16 protein-coding genes are annotated in these 19,587 nt (G+C 62.7%); 14 read left to right on the top strand and 2 right to left on the bottom strand.

All coding sequences use genetic code 11. The features are described 5' to 3' along the window. Positions 1-108: 108 nt before the first annotated feature. The 4 genes from rplJ (at position 109) to rpoC (ending at position 9,831) form a co-directional block, all read left to right on the top strand. Complete coding sequence (gene rplJ, locus AC0L28_RS17765) at positions 109-627, top strand: 50S ribosomal protein L10 (RefSeq protein WP_023798119.1); 519 nt, start codon at positions 109-111, stop codon at positions 625-627. A 54-nt stretch (positions 628-681) separates the two neighbouring features. Next, positions 682-1,059 carry a 50S ribosomal protein L7/L12 gene (gene rplL / locus AC0L28_RS17760; RefSeq protein WP_023680442.1) on the top strand — a complete coding sequence of 126 codons (378 nt, stop codon included), beginning with the start codon at positions 682-684 and terminating at the stop codon, positions 1,057-1,059. A gap of 253 nt (positions 1,060-1,312) precedes the next feature. Then, positions 1,313-5,449 carry a DNA-directed RNA polymerase subunit beta gene (gene rpoB / locus AC0L28_RS17755; RefSeq protein WP_023798118.1) on the top strand — a complete coding sequence of 1,379 codons (4,137 nt, stop codon included), beginning with the start codon at positions 1,313-1,315 and terminating at the stop codon, positions 5,447-5,449. Positions 5,450-5,634: 185 nt separating this feature from the next. Beyond that, the gene (gene rpoC, locus AC0L28_RS17750) at positions 5,635-9,831 is read left to right on the top strand and encodes a DNA-directed RNA polymerase subunit beta' (protein WP_287248045.1); all 4,197 of its coding nucleotides are present in this window, start codon (positions 5,635-5,637) and stop codon (positions 9,829-9,831) included. A gap of 354 nt (positions 9,832-10,185) precedes the next feature. Here rpoC and AC0L28_RS17745 read toward each other — a convergent pair whose 3' ends face one another. Together AC0L28_RS17745 and AC0L28_RS17740 are read right to left on the bottom strand one after the other, a co-directional pair. After that, entirely contained in the window at positions 10,186-11,121 is a 936-nt protein-coding gene (locus AC0L28_RS17745) for a Gfo/Idh/MocA family protein (RefSeq protein WP_473479004.1), read from the bottom strand. Positions 11,122-11,231: 110 nt separating this feature from the next. Continuing rightward, positions 11,232-11,513: a hypothetical protein gene (locus AC0L28_RS17740; protein ID WP_023798115.1), complete on the bottom strand. Its 282-nt coding sequence runs from the start codon at positions 11,511-11,513 to the stop codon at positions 11,232-11,234. Between the two features lie 462 nt (positions 11,514-11,975). On the opposite strand from AC0L28_RS17740, the gene rpsL reads away from it, so the two are divergent. The 10 genes from rpsL to rpsS all read left to right on the top strand — a co-directional run bounded on the left by rpsL (position 11,976) and on the right by rpsS (position 19,587). Beyond that, the gene (rpsL, locus tag AC0L28_RS17735) at positions 11,976-12,347 is read left to right on the top strand and encodes a 30S ribosomal protein S12 (protein WP_006333356.1); all 372 of its coding nucleotides are present in this window, start codon (positions 11,976-11,978) and stop codon (positions 12,345-12,347) included. A gap of 85 nt (positions 12,348-12,432) precedes the next feature. Then, a complete protein-coding gene (gene rpsG, locus AC0L28_RS17730; protein WP_008875664.1) occupies positions 12,433-12,903 on the top strand; it encodes a 30S ribosomal protein S7 in 471 nt (156 codons plus the stop codon). Between the two features lie 30 nt (positions 12,904-12,933). Further along, positions 12,934-15,024, top strand: coding sequence for an elongation factor G (gene fusA / locus AC0L28_RS17725; RefSeq protein WP_023798114.1), 2,091 nt, complete (start codon positions 12,934-12,936; stop codon positions 15,022-15,024). A gap of 66 nt (positions 15,025-15,090) precedes the next feature. Then, complete coding sequence (gene tuf / locus AC0L28_RS17720) at positions 15,091-16,266, top strand: elongation factor Tu (protein WP_091591201.1); 1,176 nt, start codon at positions 15,091-15,093, stop codon at positions 16,264-16,266. Positions 16,267-16,329: 63 nt separating this feature from the next. Continuing rightward, entirely contained in the window at positions 16,330-16,638 is a 309-nt protein-coding gene (rpsJ, locus tag AC0L28_RS17715) for a 30S ribosomal protein S10 (RefSeq protein ID WP_006205468.1), read from the top strand. Between the two features lie 140 nt (positions 16,639-16,778). Next, complete coding sequence (gene rplC / locus AC0L28_RS17710) at positions 16,779-17,525, top strand: 50S ribosomal protein L3 (protein WP_023799295.1); 747 nt, start codon at positions 16,779-16,781, stop codon at positions 17,523-17,525. Next, positions 17,525-18,145 carry a 50S ribosomal protein L4 gene (gene rplD / locus AC0L28_RS17705; protein ID WP_027154042.1) on the top strand — a complete coding sequence of 207 codons (621 nt, stop codon included), beginning with the start codon at positions 17,525-17,527 and terminating at the stop codon, positions 18,143-18,145. Before rplC ends, rplD begins: the two co-directional genes overlap by 1 nt. Continuing rightward, positions 18,142-18,435, top strand: a complete 294-nt coding sequence (locus AC0L28_RS17700; RefSeq protein ID WP_010909275.1) for a 50S ribosomal protein L23 — start codon at positions 18,142-18,144, stop codon at positions 18,433-18,435. Before rplD ends, AC0L28_RS17700 begins: the two co-directional genes overlap by 4 nt. A 23-nt stretch (positions 18,436-18,458) precedes the next feature. Next, positions 18,459-19,292, top strand: a complete 834-nt coding sequence (rplB, locus tag AC0L28_RS17695; RefSeq protein WP_027154041.1) for a 50S ribosomal protein L2 — start codon at positions 18,459-18,461, stop codon at positions 19,290-19,292. 16 nt (positions 19,293-19,308) lie between these two features. Then, positions 19,309-19,587: a 30S ribosomal protein S19 gene (gene rpsS / locus AC0L28_RS17690; protein ID WP_006205463.1), complete on the top strand. Its 279-nt coding sequence runs from the start codon at positions 19,309-19,311 to the stop codon at positions 19,585-19,587.

Here is a 19,587-nt window from a genome sequence, read left to right as displayed (position 1 = left end):
TCGGGAGATCCGTTACTGGATGGCCCGGCCGGCAAAAGGCAACCCGACACCTGTCCTCGTAATGGGAATGTTCCCGTTAACAGGATTGGGGTCAACTGGAGATAGGCAGTGGACAGAGCGGAAAAACGCGAACTCGTCACGGGCCTGAATGAAGCGTTTTCGGGCGCTGGTTCAGTCGTCGTGGCCCACTACGCCGGTATTACCGTCGCGCAAATGAACGACCTTCGGTCGAAAATGCGTGTCGCCGGTGGCACCGTCAAAGTCGCGAAGAACCGTCTCGCCAAAATCGCTCTTCAGGGCACGGACTCCGCATCGATCATCGACCTGTTCAAGGGACAGACGCTGATCGCCTATTCGGAGGATCCGATTGCGGCGCCGAAGGTCGCGTCCGATTTCGCCAAGGGAAATGACAAGCTCGTCATTCTCGGCGGCGCAATGGGCACCACCTCGCTCAACGCCGACGGTGTGAAGGCACTCGCCACACTTCCGTCGCTCGATGAGCTGCGCGCCAGGCTGGTTGGCATGATCGCCACGCCGGCAACCCGGATCGCCCAGATCGTCAATGCGCCTGCGGCTTCGGTCGCGCGTGTCATCGGCGCTTACGCCCGGAAGGACGAGGCGGCATGAGGCCGTTCCTCGCTATCACAAACACACGTTCGAACCTTATGAAGGAATATTGCAATGGCTGATCTGGCAAAGATCGTAGACGACCTTTCGAAGCTGACCGTCCTCGAGGCGGCCGAGCTGTCGAAGCTTCTGGAAGAAAAGTGGGGCGTTTCCGCTGCTGCTCCGGTGGCGGTTGCTGCCGCCGGCGGTGCTGCGGCTGCTGCTGCTCCGGTCGAGGAAAAGACGGAATTCGACGTCGTCCTCACCGAGGCGGGCGCTCAGAAGATCAACGTCATCAAGGAAGTTCGCGCCATCACTGGTCTTGGCCTCAAGGAAGCCAAGGACCTGGTCGAGGCGGCTCCGAAGCCGGTCAAGGAAGCTGTTTCCAAGGCCGACGCGGACAAGTTCAAGGCCCAGCTGGAAGCAGCCGGCGCCAAGGTCGAACTGAAGTAAGCGTTTGATATCGGCGGGCGGCTTCGCGCCGTCCGCCGCTCCCTTGGCGCGAAGGGAGGCTGCGTAACGCGAAGAGTACGAAAACCTCTTTCCTAAGGGCCGTAAGCCGGCCTTCAGGAAACGGGTTTTCTCCCGTTTTGGCCGGCCACCGACAGGTGGCGGGTGAACAAATAAAGGCCGCCGCCGAAGGTGGCCGAGAATGCAAGGCGAGCCGCGGCGAGGCTCGCCCCGAGAATCGAGCTAAGGAGCGACGATGGCCCAGACACAAACTTTCAATGGCCGCAGACGCGTACGCAAATTCTTCGGAAAGATTCCGGAAGTTGCGGAGATGCCGAACCTGATCGAGGTTCAGAAGGCATCCTATGACCAGTTCCTGATGGTCGAGGAGCCCAAGGGCGGGCGTCCTGACGAGGGACTGCAGGCGGTTTTCAAATCGGTGTTCCCGATTTCCGACTTTTCCGGCTCCTCGATGCTGGAATTCGTGAAGTACGAGTTCGAAGCACCGAAATTCGACGTTGACGAATGCCGTCAGCGCGACCTGACCTATGCCGCGCCACTCAAGGTGACGCTGCGCCTCATCGTGTTCGATATCGACGAGGATACCGGCGCCAAGTCGATCAAGGACATCAAGGAGCAGGACGTCTATATGGGCGACATGCCGCTCATGACCTTGAACGGCACCTTCATCGTCAATGGCACCGAGCGCGTCATCGTCTCGCAGATGCACCGTTCGCCGGGCGTCTTCTTCGACCATGACAAGGGCAAGTCGCACTCGTCGGGCAAGCTGCTGTTTGCCGCGCGCGTCATCCCCTATCGCGGATCGTGGCTCGACATCGAGTTCGACTCGAAGGACGTCGTGCACGCCCGCATCGACCGCCGCCGCAAGATCCCGGTGACGTCGCTGCTGATGGCGCTCGGCATGGACGCCGAGGAGATCCTGTCGACCTTCTACAACAAGATCACCTACAAGCGCGCCGGCGACCACTGGCGCATCCCGTTCAACGTCGAGCGTTTCCGCGGCCTCAAGGCTGTCGGCGACCTGATCGATGCAGACACCAACGAGGTCGTCGTCGAGGCCGGCAAGAAGATCACCGCACGCCAGGCCCGTCAGCTCGGCGAAAAGGGTCTCAAGGCGATCAAGGCGACCGACGAGGATCTGCTCGGCAACTACCTTGCCGAGGACATCGTCAACTATGCGACCGGCGAGATTTTCCTCGAGGCCGGCGACGAGATCGACGAAAAGACGCTAAAAGTGCTTCTCGCCGCCGGCGACGACGAGATCAAGGTTCTCGACATCGACCACGTCAATGTCGGCGCCTATATCCGCAACACGCTCAACGTCGACAAGAACGAGAGCCGCCAGGACGCGCTGTTCGACATCTACCGTGTCATGCGCCCCGGCGAGCCGCCGACGCTGGAAACCGCCGAAGCCATGTTCAACTCGCTGTTCTTCGACAGCGAGCGCTATGACCTGTCGGCCGTCGGCCGCGTCAAGATGAACATGCGCCTCGAGCTCAAGGCCGAGGACACCGTGCGCGTGCTGCGCAAGGACGACATCCTAGCCGTGGTCAAGACGCTGGTCGAACTGCGTGATGGCAAGGGCGAGATCGACGACATCGACAATCTCGGCAATCGCCGCGTGCGCTCGGTCGGCGAGCTGATGGAGAACCAGTACCGCGTCGGCCTCTTGCGCATGGAGCGCGCGATCAAGGAACGCATGTCCTCGATCGAGATCGATACGGTGATGCCGCAGGACCTGATCAACGCCAAGCCGGCGGCTGCCGCCGTGCGCGAGTTCTTCGGTTCCTCGCAGCTGTCGCAGTTCATGGACCAGACCAACCCGCTGTCGGAGATCACCCACAAGCGCCGTCTCTCGGCGCTTGGACCCGGTGGTCTGACCCGCGAGCGCGCCGGCTTCGAGGTGCGCGACGTGCATCCGACGCATTACGGCCGCATCTGCCCGATCGAGACGCCGGAAGGCCCGAACATCGGTCTGATCAACTCGCTGGCCACATTTGCGCGCGTCAACAAGTATGGCTTCATCGAGAGCCCGTACCGCAAGATCGTCAACGGCAAGCTGACCAATGAGGTCGTCTATCTCTCCGCGATGGAAGAGGCCAAGCACCACGTCGCCCAGGCCAATGCCGAGCTCGACAAGAATGGTGGTTTCGTCGACGAATTCGTCATTTGCCGCAATGCCGGCGAAGTGATGATGGCGCCGCGCGAAAACGTCGATCTGATGGACGTGTCGCCCAAGCAGATGGTGTCGGTGGCCGCGGCGCTGATCCCGTTCCTCGAGAACGACGACGCCAACCGCGCGCTGATGGGCTCGAACATGCAGCGTCAGGCCGTGCCGCTGGTGCGCGCCGAAGCGCCGTTCGTCGGCACCGGCATGGAGCCGATCGTCGCCCGTGACTCCGGCGCCGCCATCGGCGCCCGCCGCGGCGGCATCGTCGACCAGGTCGACGCGACGCGTATCGTCATCCGCGCCACGGAAGATCTCGATCCCGGCAAGTCGGGCGTCGACATCTACCGGCTGATGAAGTTCCAGCGTTCGAACCAGAACACCTGCATCAACCAGCGTCCGCTGGTGCGCATGGGCGACCTGGTCAACAAGGGTGACATCATCGCCGACGGTCCGTCGACCGAGCTCGGCGATCTGGCGCTCGGCCGCAACGTGCTGGTCGCGTTCATGCCGTGGAACGGCTACAACTACGAGGACTCGATCCTCTTGTCCGAGCGCATCGTCGCCGATGACGTCTTTACCTCGATCCACATCGAGGAGTTCGAGGTCATGGCGCGCGATACCAAGCTCGGGCCGGAGGAAATCACCCGCGACATCCCCAACGTCTCGGAAGAAGCGCTGAAGAACCTCGACGAGGCCGGCATCGTCTATATCGGTGCCGAAGTGCAGCCGGGCGACATCCTGGTTGGCAAGATCACGCCGAAGGGTGAAAGCCCGATGACGCCGGAAGAAAAGCTTCTGCGCGCCATTTTTGGCGAAAAGGCATCGGACGTGCGTGACACCTCCATGCGAATGCCGCCCGGAACCTTCGGCACCGTCGTCGAAGTGCGCGTCTTCAACCGCCACGGCGTGGAGAAGGACGAGCGCGCCATGGCGATCGAACGCGAGGAGATCGAACGCCTCGCCAAGGACCGCGACGACGAGCAGGCGATCCTCGACCGCAACGTCTATTCGCGCCTGTCCGACGTTCTCGTCGGCAAGGATGCGATTGCCGGGCCGAAGGGTTTCAAGAAGGGCTCGAAGCTGTCGAAGGACACGCTCGACGAGTATCCGCGTTCACAGTGGTGGCAGTTTGCGGTGGAGAACGAAAAGCTCCAGAGCGAACTGGAAGCCCTGCGTGGCCAGTACGACGATTCCAAGAAGGCGCTCGAACAGCGCTTCATGGACAAGGTCGAGAAGGTGCAGCGCGGCGACGAGATGCCTCCCGGCGTCATGAAGATGGTCAAGGTCTTCGTGGCCGTGAAGCGCAAGATGCAGCCCGGCGACAAGATGGCCGGCCGGCACGGCAACAAGGGTGTCGTGTCGCGGATCGTTCCGGTCGAGGACATGCCGTTCCTCGAGGACGGCACGCATGCCGATATCGTGCTCAACCCGCTGGGTGTGCCGAGCCGCATGAATGTCGGCCAGATCCTGGAGACGCATCTGGGCTGGGCTTGCGCCGGAATGGGCAGGAAGATCGGCGAGCTGATCGACGCGTACAAGACAGGCGGCGACATCAAGCCGCTGCGCAAGACGCTCGAGAGCTTCATGCCGGCCAACGACCGCAACGAGCCGGTCCGCGACTATGACGACGAGAGCGTCGTTCGCCTCAGCGAGCAGATGCGCCGCGGCGTCTCTATCGCGACACCGGTGTTCGACGGCGCGCACGAGGCCGACATCAACATCATGCTGGAGCAGGCGGGCCTGCACACCAGCGGTCAGTCGCAGCTCTATGACGGACGCACCGGCGAGCCGTTCGATCGCAAAGTGACGATGGGCTACATATATATGCTCAAGCTTCACCATCTTGTGGACGACAAGATCCACGCGCGTTCGATCGGGCCGTACTCGCTCGTTACCCAGCAGCCGCTGGGCGGCAAGGCGCAGTTCGGTGGCCAGCGCTTCGGCGAGATGGAGGTCTGGGCGCTCGAAGCATACGGCGCCGCCTACACGCTGCAGGAGATGCTGACGGTGAAGTCGGACGACGTCGCCGGCCGCACCAAGGTCTATGAGGCGATCGTCAGAGGCGATGACACCTTCGAGGCCGGCATCCCCGAGAGCTTCAACGTTCTCGTCAAGGAAATGCGGTCTCTGGGCCTCAATGTCGAGCTGGAGAACACCAAGCTCGACGACAACCCGATCCGGCTGCCCGACGCGGCCGAGTAAGCAAGACGTCCGGTCGCGGTTCCCCGCGGCCGGACGCCGAGCATGATCCCGAAAAGTGGTTACCGGTTTTCGGCCAAGATCATGCTCAAACAAGAGTTTTTTCGACCGATGGTCGACCAAGTCGGCGGGCGTTTGGCCCGCGCTAGATGCAAGGGGTTTTCGATGACCCCGAAAAGGAGAACGGCATGAACCAAGAGGTCATGAATCTCTTCAATCCCCAGGCGCCTGCACAGGTGTTCGATTCCATCCGGATTTCGCTCGCCAGCCCTGAGAAGATTCTGTCCTGGTCGTTCGGCGAGATCAAGAAGCCGGAGACCATCAACTACCGCACCTTCAAGCCGGAGCGCGACGGTCTGTTCTGCGCGCGCATTTTCGGTCCGATCAAGGACTACGAATGCCTGTGCGGCAAGTACAAGCGCATGAAGTACAAGGGCGTCATCTGCGAGAAGTGCGGCGTCGAAGTCACGCTGTCGCGCGTCCGTCGCGAGCGCATGGGCCATATCGAGCTGGCCGCGCCGGTCGCCCATATCTGGTTCCTGAAGTCGCTGCCGTCGCGTATCGGCACCCTGCTCGACATGACGCTGAAGGACATCGAGCGCGTTCTCTACTTCGAGAACTACATCGTCACCGAGCCCGGCCTGACCGCGCTGAAGGAGCACCAGCTCCTCAGCGAGGAAGAATACATGATGGCCGTCGACGAATATGGCGAGGATAGCTTCACCGCCATGATCGGCGCCGAGGCCATCCACGACCTTCTGGCCGGCATGGACCTGGAGAAGATCGCCGGCGACCTGCGTTCGGAGCTGGCTTCGACCACATCCGAGCTCAAGCAGAAGAAGTATCTGAAGCGGCTCAAGGTCGTCGAGAACTTCATGGAGTCCGGCAACCGTCCGGAATGGATGATCATGAAGGTGGTGCCGGTGATCCCGCCGGACCTGCGCCCGCTGGTTCCCCTGGACGGCGGCCGCTTCGCCACGTCCGATCTCAACGATCTCTATCGCCGCGTCATCAACCGCAACAACCGCCTGAAGCGGCTGATCGAGCTGCGCGCGCCCGGCATCATCGTGCGCAATGAAAAGCGCATGCTGCAGGAAGCCGTCGACGCGCTGTTCGACAACGGCCGTCGCGGCCGCGTCATCACCGGCGCCAACAAGCGTCCGCTGAAGTCTCTGTCCGACATGCTGAAGGGCAAGCAGGGCCGGTTCCGCCAGAACCTGCTCGGCAAGCGCGTCGACTATTCCGGCCGCTCGGTCATCGTGACCGGCCCGGAGCTCAAGCTGCACCAGTGCGGCCTGCCGAAGAAGATGGCGCTCGAACTGTTCAAGCCCTTCATCTATGCCCGTCTCGACGCCAAGGGTTATTCCTCGACCGTCAAGCAGGCGAAGAAGCTGGTCGAGAAGGAGCGTCCGGAGGTCTGGGATATCCTCGACGAGGTCATTCGCGAGCATCCGGTGCTGTTGAACCGTGCGCCGACACTGCACCGCCTCGGCATCCAGGCGTTCGAGCCGATCCTGATCGAAGGCAAGGCGATCCAGCTTCACCCGCTGGTCTGCACGGCTTTCAACGCCGACTTCGACGGCGACCAGATGGCGGTTCACGTGCCGCTGTCGCTGGAAGCACAGCTTGAAGCCCGCGTGCTGATGATGTCGACTAACAACATCCTGCACCCGGCTTCCGGCGCGCCGATCATCGTGCCGTCGCAGGACATGGTCCTGGGTCTCTACTATCTCTCGATCGTCAACCAGAACGAGCCGGGCGAGGGCATGGTGTTTGCCGACATGGGCGAACTCCAGCACGCGCTCGAGACCAAGGCGGTGACGCTGCACTCCAAGATCAAGGGCCGCTTCCGCACGGTCGATGCGGACGGCAAAGTCGTGTCGAAGATCTACGACACCACGCCCGGCCGCATGATCATCGGCGAGCTTCTGCCGAAGAACGTCAATGTGCCGTACGAGACCGCCAACCAGGAGATGACCAAGAAGAACATCTCCAAGATGATCGACACCGTCTACCGCCATTGCGGTCAGAAGGAGACGGTCATTTTCTGCGATCGCATCATGGCCCTCGGCTTCAGCCACGCCTGCCGCGCCGGCATCTCGTTCGGCAAGGACGACATGCTGATCCCGGATGCCAAGATCAAGCTGGTTTCCGACACCGAGGCCTTGGCCAAGGAATACGAGCAGCAGTACAATGACGGCCTGATCACGCAGGGCGAGAAGTACAACAAGGTCGTCGACGCCTGGGCCAAGTGCTCGGAAAAGGTCGCCGACGAGATGATGGCCCGCATCAAGGCGGTCGAGTTCGAGGACAATGGCCGTCAAAAGCCGATGAACTCGATCTACATGATGTCGCATTCCGGTGCGCGCGGCTCGCCCACCCAGATGCGCCAGCTTGCCGGTATGCGCGGCCTGATGGCCAAGCCGAGCGGTGAGATCATCGAGACGCCGATCATCTCCAACTTCAAGGAAGGCCTGACCGTGCTCGAGTATTTCAACTCGACCCACGGCGCCCGCAAGGGTCTGGCCGACACCGCCTTGAAGACGGCGAACTCGGGTTACCTCACCCGTCGTCTGGTCGACGTGGCGCAGGATTGCATCGTCAACTCCGTCGACTGCGGCACCGACAAGGGCCTCACCATGCAGCCGATCGTCGATGCCGGCCAGGTCGTCGCTTCCGTCGGCCAGCGGGTTCTCGGCCGCACAGCGCTCGACGACATCACGCATCCGGTGTCGGGTGAGGTTCTGGTCAAGGCCGGAACCCTGATGGACGAACGCGACGTCGAGCAGATCGAAAAGGCCGGCGTCCAGTCGGTCCGCATCCGCTCGGCGCTGACCTGCGACGTCAGGGTCGGTGTCTGCGCGGTCTGCTACGGACGCGATCTGGCCCGCGGCACCCCGGTCAACCAGGGCGAGGCTGTCGGCGTCATCGCGGCGCAGTCGATCGGCGAGCCGGGCACCCAGCTCACCATGCGTACCTTCCACATGGGCGGTACGGCGCAGGTGGTGGACTCGTCGTTCCTTGAAGCCTCGTATGAGGGCAAGGTCGAGATCCGCAACCGCAACGTGGTGCGCAACTCCGACGGCCAGCAGATGGTCATGGGCCGCAACATGGCGGTGCTGATCCTCGACGAGGCCGGCAAGGAGCGCGCCACGCACCGCCTCACCTATGGCTCGCGCATCTTCGTGGACGATGGCGACAAGGTGAAGCGCGGTCAGCGCATCGCCGAGTGGGATCCCTATACCCGCCCGGTCCTCACCGAAATCGAGGGCAAGGTGGCGTTCGAGGATCTGGTCGACGGCATTTCCGTCCAGGAAACGGCCGACGAATCGACCGGCATCACCAAGCGCGAGGTCATCGACTGGCGTTCGACGCCACGCGGCAACGACCTCAAGCCGGCGATCGTCGTCCAGGACGCCAAGGGCAAGGTCGGCAAGCTGTCGAAGGGCGGCGACGCTCGCTTCCTGCTCTCGGTCGAGGCCATTCTTTCGGTCGAGCCGGGTGCACAGGTTCGCCCCGGCGACGTGCTGGCGCGTATCCCGATGGAAAGCGCCAAGACCAAGGACATCACCGGCGGTCTGCCGCGTGTTGCCGAACTGTTCGAGGCACGCCGTCCGAAGGATCACGCCATCATCGCCGAGATCGATGGCACGATCCGCTTCGGCCGCGACTACAAGAACAAGCGACGCATCATCATCGAGCCGCATGACTCGACGCTTGAGCCGGTCGAATACCTGATCCCGAAGGGCAAGCCGTTCCATCTTCAGGACGGCGACGTCATCGAGAAGGGCGACTACATCCTCGACGGCAATCCGGCGCCGCACGACATCCTGGCGATCAAGGGCGTGGAGGCGCTTGCCTCCTACCTCGTCAACGAGATCCAGGAGGTCTACCGTTTGCAGGGCGTGTCGATCAACGACAAGCACATCGAGGTGATCGTTCGCCAGATGCTGCAGAAGGTCGAGATCACCGCGCAGGGCGACTCGACCTACATTCCGGGCGACCACGTCGACGTGATCGAGCTGGAAGAGGTCAACGAGCGCCTGGTCGAAGACGGCAAGAAGCCGGCCGAAGGCCAGCCGGTGCTGTTGGGCATCACCAAGGCCTCGCTGCAGACGCCGTCCTTCATCTCGGCCGCCTCCTTCCAGGAGACGACCCGGGTGCTGACCGAAGCGGCGGTTGCCGGAAAGACCGACATGCTGCAGGGGCTGAAGGAAAACGTCATCGTCGGCCGTCTGATCCCGGCCGGCACCGGCGGCACGATGAGCCAGATCCGGCGCATCGCCACCTCGCGCGACGAGCTGATCATCGACGAGCGCCGCAAGGCGTCGGGCGTCGAGGTCGCCGATCCGATGCTGACCGACATGGCTTCCGCCGCGCAGTAAGCGCGGCGGGTAAAGATCTCAGGCAACAAAGCCGTCGGGGCAACCCGGCGGCTTTTTTGCGTGTTGAGTTGGCGACGGACTGGAGGAGGCGTCGTCGATTGTTGCGACTTGTTTCGATCGTCCGGCGCCGCCCCTCATTGCCCTGCCGGGCATTTCTCCCCGTAAACGGGGAGAAAGAAGCTGGCCGCAACCTTGGCGCTCTTTCTGCGACGGTGGAGATTGGCGAAATCTTTGATGACGGCGTCCTTCTCCCCGTTCACGGGGAGAAGATGGCGGCAGCCAGATGAGGGCCGGCGCGACGCTTGCAAGATGGTCAGGGCCGGAGCGAAGGCCACTCCTTGCAGCGCCGCGGCGTCAATCGAAAAACGCTTCCACCACATTGCGCTTGCCGAGCATAAAAGCGTCGGCGACATGCTGCAGCGGAGCGAGATCGACATCGGAAACGCCGGCGCGCACGATCTCGGCGAAGCGCTTGTAGAGCATCGGATATTCGGCTTCCGGCTCGTCGTGAACGACGCGGCCGTCGACCGCGAGTTTTGCGCCGCCGCCAGACAGCACCATCGCGCCCTTGTCCGTCTCGGCCAGGATGTCCCAGCTTTGCGGGCCGGTCTGGCGCCAGTCGAGTTCCATCGTCACCGGCAAGCCGTTCGAGGTGCGGAAGGCGATGTGCGCGGCGATCGGGGCGGCGCGGTTTTCGGGAAAATCGAGGATTGCCGAGCTGATGAACATCGCCGGCAATATGTGGGTCGCGATCGACAGCGCGTTGATGCCGGGATCGAACACGCCGAAGCCGCCCGGCGCCCAGATCCAGTCCTGGTTCGGGTGCCAGCGGCGCACGTCCTCCTTCCAGTTGATGGCGGCCGACCTGATCTGGGTCGAGCCTAAAAATGCGCGCGCCGCTTCAACCGCCGGCGCATAGCGCGAATGCCAGCCGGCAAACAGCGAGACGCCGTTTGCCGCCGCCAGCGCTTTCAAATCCTCGACCTCGCTGACCGTGGCGCCGGGTGGCTTTTCCAGAAAAACATGCTTTTTTGCTTCCAGTGCCGTCCGCGCGGCGTCGTAGCGGAACTGCGGCGGCATGCAGAGCGATACGGCGTCGAGTTCCGGCACGGCGTCGAGCATCGCCTCGATATCAGGGAAATTCGCGATGCCGTCGACCTTGCCGTGCCGGCTGGCGGCGGCGGTGAGCAGGTAGTCGCGGTCCTTGGCCAGGGCCGGCAGGTGCTGGTCGCGAACGATCTTTCCCACGCCGACGATGCCGAGCTTGATGGGACCGCTATTCAGGGACATGGGAACTCCGCAGGTTGATATTGCGCTTGGTTCTTAGCAGAGAACCGATGCCGGGCAAGCAGTGCCAGACCGCGACGGCCCCAAACCGCGACGGCCAGGGACATGGCTGGTCACAGCGGCACGTCGAAGGTGACGATCGACACTTCGCCTTCGAGCGCGCCCTGATAGGCCGACAAATGCGGCTCTTCGTCGGGCACGCCGTCGAGGTCGCCGATCTGGTCGAGCTCCGCCTCGGCGTAGCCTTCGGCCGCGAGTGATTCGAGCGCCCGGCGCACCGCCGAATCGTCGTCGGGCGCGACCAGCATGAGGTGGACGCCTTCCGGCTTGCCGCCCTTTCTTTTCCACGCCCGGCCGGTGATGATGGTGACCGGGCGCTCATCATTGTCGTTCACGGGCCGATTCCTCCGGGCGAGGGGATTTGCGCTGTTCATGTCGCTTTTTCGCATGAAGCGTGGCTATGCAACAGCCGAGGGCCGGTCACTTTCTTCCTTGCTCTTGCAAAATGGCGAAAGAAAATTGCATGCGCTTTTCGCATGGCTGCCAAGCCTCGGTTTCAGCGTAATATTTGGTGCTCCGGGGTTGACGGGCAACAGGCTTGCGAGTAGAAGCCGCCCAGTCAGAACCGATGTGAGGCTCTCACTTCCGAAGCGACACGCTTTGGAGTTTGCCTCAAACAGGGTTCGTTTTACGAGCGAAAAGACATTTCCGGCGTGCATGAAGCGGTTTCCGCTTCCTCTGCCATTTGTTCGGGCAAGACCGCGAGGCGCGGTTTGTGGCCCGACTTTGCGTATGGAAATGACCCTTTGAGCGGCCCTGACCGGGCGAGACACGGAATTGAGAGACAAGAGGGTTTAATGCCTACCGTCAACCAGCTGATCCGCAAGCCGCGCATTGCGCCGGTGAAGCGCAACAAGGTCCCGGCCATGCAGCAGAACCCGCAGAAGCGGGGCGTTTGCACGCGCGTCTATACAACGACGCCGAAGAAGCCGAACTCGGCGCTGCGCAAGGTGGCCAAGATCCGCCTGACCAATGGTTTTGAAGTGATCGGCTACATCCCCGGCGAAGGCCACAACCTTCAGGAACACTCGGTGGTGATGATCCGCGGCGGCCGCGTCAAGGATCTTCCGGGCGTCCGCTACCATATCATCCGCGGCGTGCTCGACACGCAGGGTGTGAAGAACCGCAAGCAGCGCCGTTCGAAGTACGGCGCCAAGCGTCCGAAGTGACCGAAGCGTAGCCAAGGTCATCCCGGACGGCGCCAGGCGACGATCCGGGATCCAGGCCACCACGCAGAATTGAGGCAGAGAAAAAATGTCCCGTCGTCACAGTGCAGAAAAGCGTGAGATCAATCCGGACCCGAAGTTCGGCGATCTGATCGTCACCAAGTTCATGAACGCCGTCATGTATGACGGCAAGAAGTCGGTTGCCGAGACCATCGTCTACGGCGCGCTCGACCAGGTCCAGTCCAAGACCAAGCAGGAGCCGGTCACGGTCTTCCATCAGGCGCTCGACAATGTCGCGCCGCATGTGGAAGTGCGTTCGCGCCGCGTCGGCGGCGCCACCTATCAGGTTCCGGTCGACGTGCGCCCCGAGCGCCGTCAGGCGCTGGCCATCCGCTGGCTGATCGCCGCCGCCCGCAACCGCAACGAGACCACGATGGTCGACCGCCTCTCCGGCGAGCTGATGGACGCGGCCAACAACCGCGGCACCGCCGTCAAGAAGCGTGAAGACACCCACAAGATGGCAGAAGCCAACCGCGCCTTCGCGCACTACCGCTGGTAAAGCGCGAACGAGACTGAAGAGGCACCTCCCATGGCCCGCGAATATAAAATCGAAGACTACCGCAATTTCGGTATCATGGCGCATATCGACGCCGGCAAGACGACGACCACCGAGCGCGTCCTCTACTACACGGGCAAGTCGCACAAGATCGGCGAAGTCCATGACGGCGCTGCCACCATGGATTGGATGGAGCAGGAGCAGGAGCGCGGCATCACCATCACGTCCGCCGCGACCACGACCTTCTGGAAGGCTCGTGACGGCAAGATGCACCGCTTCAACATCATCGACACTCCCGGCCATGTCGACTTCACCATCGAGGTCGAGCGTTCGCTGCGCGTGCTCGACGGCGCCATTGCGCTGCTCGACGCCAACGCCGGTGTCGAGCCGCAGACGGAGACCGTCTGGCGCCAGGCCGACAAGTACCGCGTGCCGCGCATGATCTTCTGCAACAAGATGGACAAGATCGGCGCGGATTTTTATCGCTCGGTCGAAATGATCGGCTCGCGCCTCGGTGCGCAGGCTGTCGTCATGCAGCTGCCGATCGGCGCTGAGACCGAGTTCAAGGGTGTCGTCGATCTCGTCGAGATGAACGCGCTGGTCTGGCGCGACGAGACGCTGGGCGCCGCCTGGGACGTCGTCGAGATCCCCGACGACCTCAAGGCTCGCGCCGAAGAATATCGCGAGAAGATGATCGAGGCCGCCGTCGAAATGGACGAGACGGCGCTCGAGAATTACCTCGAAGGCAAGATGCCCAGCAATGACGAGATCCGCGCTCTGATCCGCAAGGGCACCATCGCGGTGAAGTTCTACCCGATGTTCTGCGGCTCGGCCTTCAAGAACAAGGGCGTGCAGCCGCTGCTCGACGCAGTCGTCGAATATCTGCCGTCGCCGGCCGACGTTCCGGCCATCAAGGGCGTCGACGCCAAGACCGACGCCGAGATCGAGCGTCACGCCGACGACAGCGAGCCGCTGTCGATGCTCGCCTTCAAGATCATGAACGACCCGTTCGTCGGCTCGCTCACCTTTGCCCGCATCTATTCGGGCAAGCTCACCAAGGGCATCTCGGTCGACAATACGGTGAAGGGCAAGAAGGAGCGCATCGGCCGCATGCTGCAGATGCATGCGAATTCGCGCGCTGACGTCGAAGAGGCCTTCGCCGGCGACATCGTCGCCTTGGCCGGCCTCAAGGACACGACTACTGGCGACACGCTCTGCGATCCGCTGCATCCGGTCATCCTCGAGCGCATGGAGTTCCCCGATCCGGTCATCCAGATCGCCATCGAGCCGAAGACCAAGAACGACCAGGAGAAGATGGGTCTTGCGCTGCATCGCCTGGCCGCCGAGGACCCGTCCTTCCGCGTCAAGACCGACGAGGAAAGCGGCCAGACGATCATCTCCGGCATGGGCGAACTGCACCTCGACATCATCGTCGACCGCATGCGTCGCGAGTTCAAGGTCGAGGCCAATGTCGGCGCGCCGCAGGTGGCCTATCGCGAGACGATCACCCGCAGGCACGAGCAGGACTACACCCACAAGAAGCAGACCGGCGGCACCGGCCAGTTCGCCCGTGTCAAGATCCTCTTCGAGCCGAATCCGGAAAGCAGCGAATTCCTGTTCGAATCCAAGATCGTCGGCGGCGCCGTGCCGAAGGAATACATCCCCGGTGTCGAAAAGGGCATCAACAGCGTCATGACCTCCGGCCCGTTCGCCGGCTTCCCGATGATCGGCGTCAAGGCGACGCTGATCGACGGCGCCTACCATGATGTCGACTCCTCGGTGCTCGCCTTCGAAATCGCCGGCCGTGCCTGCTTCCGTGAAGCGGCGCCCAAGCTTGGCGTGCAGCTGCTCGAGCCGATCATGAAGGTCGAAGTGGTGACGCCGGAAGATTATGTCGGCAGCGTCATCGGTGATCTGAACGGCCGTCGCGGCCAGATTCAGGGCCAGGAATCGCGTGGCGTGGCGGTTGTTGTCAACGCCATGGTGCCGCTCGCCAACATGTTCAAATACGTCGACAATTTGCGCTCGATGAGCCAGGGCCGCGCGGCCTACACGATGCAGTTCGATCACTACGAGCCGGTCCCCACCGCGGTCGCTCAGGAAGTCCAGAAGAAATACGCGTAACCCCAACGGGTTGCAGCGCTAACTTAATTCAAAGCCCGCACGGGCGAGCAGGAATGGAGAGATCACATGGCAAAAGGTAAATTCGAGCGTACAAAGCCTCATGTGAACATCGGCACGATTGGCCATGTCGATCATGGCAAGACGTCGCTGACGGCGGCGATCACCAAGTATTTTGGCGAATACAAGCGCTACGACCAGATCGATGCGGCGCCCGAGGAGAAGGCGCGCGGCATCACCATCTCGACGGCGCATGTCGAATACGAGACGGCCAACCGCCACTACGCCCATGTCGACTGCCCCGGCCACGCCGACTATGTCAAGAACATGATCACCGGTGCTGCGCAGATGGACGGCGCGATCCTGGTCGTGTCGGCCGCCGACGGCCCGATGCCGCAGACCCGCGAGCACATCCTGCTGGCCCGCCAGGTCGGCGTGCCGTCGATCGTGGTGTTCTTGAACAAGGTCGACCAGGTCGACGACGCCGAGCTGCTCGAGCTGGTCGAGCTCGAGGTGCGCGAGCTGTTGACCAAGAACGAGTTCCCCGGCGACGACATTCCGATCGTCAAGGGTTCGGCACTTGCGGCTTTGGAAGATTCCGACAAGAAGATCGGCGAGGATTCGATCCGCGAATTGATGGCTGCGGTCGACGACTACATCCCGACGCCGGTTCGCCCGCTGGACAAGCCGTTCCTGATGCCGATCGAGGACGTGTTCTCGATCTCCGGCCGCGGCACGGTTGTGACCGGCCGCGTCGAGCGCGGCGTGGTCAAGGTCGGCGAGGAGCTTGAGATCGTCGGCATCCGTCCGACCACCAAGACGACCTGCACCGGCGTCGAGATGTTCCGCAAGCTGCTCGACCAGGGCCAGGCCGGCGACAACATCGGCGCGCTGCTGCGCGGTGTCGACCGTGAAGGTGTCGAGCGCGGCCAGGTTCTGGCCAAGCCGGGCACGGTCAAGCCGCACAAGAAGTTCGTCGCTGAAGCCTACATCCTGACCAAGGACGAGGGCGGCCGTCACACGCCGTTCTTCACCAACTACCGGCCGCAGTTCTACTTCCGCACGACCGACGTGACCGGCATCGTGTCGCTGCCGGAAGGCACCGAGATGGTGATGCCGGGCGACAACATCACCGTCGATGTCGAGCTGATCGTGCCGATCGCCATGGAAGAGAAGCTGCGCTTCGCCATCCGTGAAGGCGGCCGCACCGTCGGTGCCGGCATCGTCGTCACCATCAAAGAGTAATTTGGACTTAAACCGATCTGTCGCGGGCGCTGCCCGCGCCGCGCCAGAACAAGGAAGTGACGCATGAACGGACAGAATATCCGCATCCGCCTGAAGGCGTTTGATCACCGGGTGCTTGACGCCTCGACGCGGGAAATCGTGTCGACGGCCAAGCGCACCGGCGCCAACGTCCGCGGCCCCATTCCGCTGCCGACGCGGATCGAAAAGTTCACGGTCAACCGGTCGCCTCACGTCGACAAGAAGAGCCGCGAGCAGTTCGAGATGCGCACGCACAAGCGTCTGCTCGACATCGTCGATCCGACCCCGCAGACGGTCGACGCTTTGATGAAGCTCGATCTTGCCGCCGGTGTCGACGTCGAGATCAAGCTCTAAGGAACCAGAGCGGCGGGGCGACCCGGAACTCTGAAGGAACAAGAGGCGTGGAGGGGCGAAAGCCCCGACAGGGAACTCTGAAGGAACAAGAGGCGTGGAGGGGCGAAAGCCCCGACAGGGAACTCTAAAGGAATGAACCGATGCGTTCAGGTGTGATTGCAAAGAAGGTGGGAATGACCCGCATCTACAACGATGCCGGGGAACATGTTCCCGTCACCGTTCTCCAGATGGAGAACTGCCAGGTCGTGGCGCAGCGCACGCAGGAGAAGAACGGCTATACCGCCGTCCAGCTCGGCGTTGGCCTTGCCAAGGTGAAGAACACGTCGAAGGCGATGCGCGGCCATTTCGCGACCGCTTCCGTCGAGCCGAAGGCCAAGGTTGCCGAGTTCCGCGTCTCCGCCGACAACATGATCGATGTCGGCGCCGAGATCACCGTCGATCATTTCGTCGTCGGCCAGAAGGTCGATGTGACGGGAACCACGATCGGCAAGGGTTTCCAGGGCGTCATCAAGCGGCACCACATGGGCGGCGGCCGCGCGACCCACGGCAACTCGGTCTCGCACCGTACGCACGGCTCGACCGGCCAGCGCCAGGACCCGGGCAAGGTGTTCAAGGGCAAGCATATGGCCGGCCACATGGGTGACACCCGCGTCACCACGCAGAATGTCGAGGTCGTCTCGACTGATGCCGATCGCGGTCTGATCCTGATCCGCGGCGCGGTTCCCGGTTCGAAGGGCGCCTGGATCCTGGTCCGTGACGCAGCCAAGGTTGCGCTGCCGGCCAATGCGCCGAAGCCCGCCGCAATCCGCGCCATTGCAACCAGTGATGGCGCCAAGAACGATGCCCCGGCCACAGTAGATGCCCCGGCCACAGAGGGAGCGGAATAATGGACCTCAAGATCACAACGCTTGGCGGCAAGGACGCCGGCAAGGTGAAACTCTCCGAGGAGATTTTCGGCCTTGATCCGCGCGAGGACATCCTGCAGCGCGTCGTGCGCTGGCAGCTTGCCAAGAAGCAGCAGGGCACGCACAAGACCAAGGGTCGCGCCGAGATCGCCCGCACCGGCGCCAAGATGTACAAGCAGAAGGGTACGGGCCGCGCCCGTCACCATTCGGCACGCGCTCCGCAGTTCCGCGGCGGCGGCAAGGCCCACGGCCCGGTCGTCCGCAGTCACGAGCACGATTTGCCGAAGAAGGTGCGTGCGCTGGGCCTCAAGCATGCTCTCTCGGCCAAGGCCAAGAGCGCCTCGCTCATCATCATCGATGAGCTGATGCTGACCGAGGCCAAGACCAAGGCGCTGATCGCGAATTTCGCGACGCTGGGCCTGTCCAACGCCCTGCTGATCGGCGGCGCCGAGCTCGACAAGAATTTCAAGCTGGCGGCGACGAACATCCCGAACATCGACGTGCTGCCCATCCAGGGCATCAACGTCTACGACATTCTGCGCCGCGGCACGCTGGTCCTTTCGAAGGCCGCCGTCGAGGCTCTCGAGGAGCGCTTCAAATGACCGACCTTCGTCACTACGACGTGATCGTCTCGCCGGCGATCACCGAAAAGTCGACCATGGCTTCCGAGCAGAACCAGGTCGTCTTCAACGTCGCCAAGAAGGCGTCGAAGCCGGAAATCAAGGCTGCCGTCGAAGCGCTGTTCGGCGTCAAGGTGATGGCCGTGAACACGCTTGTCCGCAAGGGCAAGATCAAGCGCTTCCGCGGCACGATCGGCCGCCAGAGCGACGTCAAGAAGGCGATTGTGACGCTGGCCGACGGCCAGTCGATCGACGTCGCGACGGGTCTCTGAGCAAGACCGCGAGGACAACAGACATGGCACTGAAAAAATTCAACCCGATAACGCCGAGCACCCGCCAGCTGGTCATCGTCGACCGCTCGGGCCTCTACAAGGGCAAGCCCGTCAAGGGCCTGACCCAGGGCCTGACCAAATCGGGCGGCCGCAACAATTACGGCCGCATCACGGCCCGCTTCATCGGCGGCGGTCACAAGCGTACGTACCGCATCATCGACTTCAAGCGCCGCAAGTTCGACATTGTCGGCACGGTCGAGCGTATCGAATACGATCCGAACCGCAGCGCCTTCATCGCGCTGATCAAGTATGACGATGGCGAGCTGTCCTACATCATCGCCCCGCAGCGCCTTGCTGCCGGCGACAAGATCGTGGCCGGCGAAGCGGTCGACGTGAAGCCGGGCAATGCGATGCCGCTGGCCTCGATGCCGGTCGGCACGATCGTCCACAACATCGAGCTGAAGCCGGGCAAGGGCGCCCAGGTTGCCCGTTCGGCTGGCGGTTATGCCCAGCTCGTCGGCCGTGACCAGGGCATGGCGATCCTGCGCCTCAACTCCGGCGAGCAGCGTGTCGTCCACGGCTCGTGCATGGCCACTGTCGGCGCCGTGTCCAACCCGGACCACGGCAACATCAATGACGGCAAGGCAGGCCGCACGGTGTGGCGGGGAAAACGTCCGCACAACCGCGGCGTGACCATGAACCCGGTCGACCACCCGCACGGCGGCGGCGAAGGCCGCACCTCGGGTGGCCGCCATCCGGTTTCGCCCTGGGGCAAGCCGACCAAGGGCAAGAAGACGCGGTCCAATAAGGCGACCGACAAGTTCATCCTGCGCTCGCGCCATCAGCGCAAGAGCTAAGAAGAGGTAACGCCAAGTGACTCGTTCGATTTGGAAAGGCCCCTTCATCGACGGCTACCTTCTCAAGAAGGTGGACAAGGTTCGTGAAGGTGGTCGCAATGAGGTGATCAAGATGTGGAGCCGTCGCTCCACCATCCTGCCGCAGTTCGTCGGCTTCACCTTCGGTGTCTACAACGGCCAGAAGCACGTTCCCGTTTCGGTGAACGAGGACATGGTCGGTCACAAGTTCGGTGAATTCGCTCCGACCCGGACCTATTACGGTCACGGCGCGGATAAGAAGGCGAAGAGGAAATAA

The organism is Mesorhizobium sp. WSM4847 (assembly GCF_055811335.1).
The sequence above is the reverse complement of the archived record's forward strand: the minus strand, read 5'-3'. Positions and strand labels throughout refer to the sequence as shown.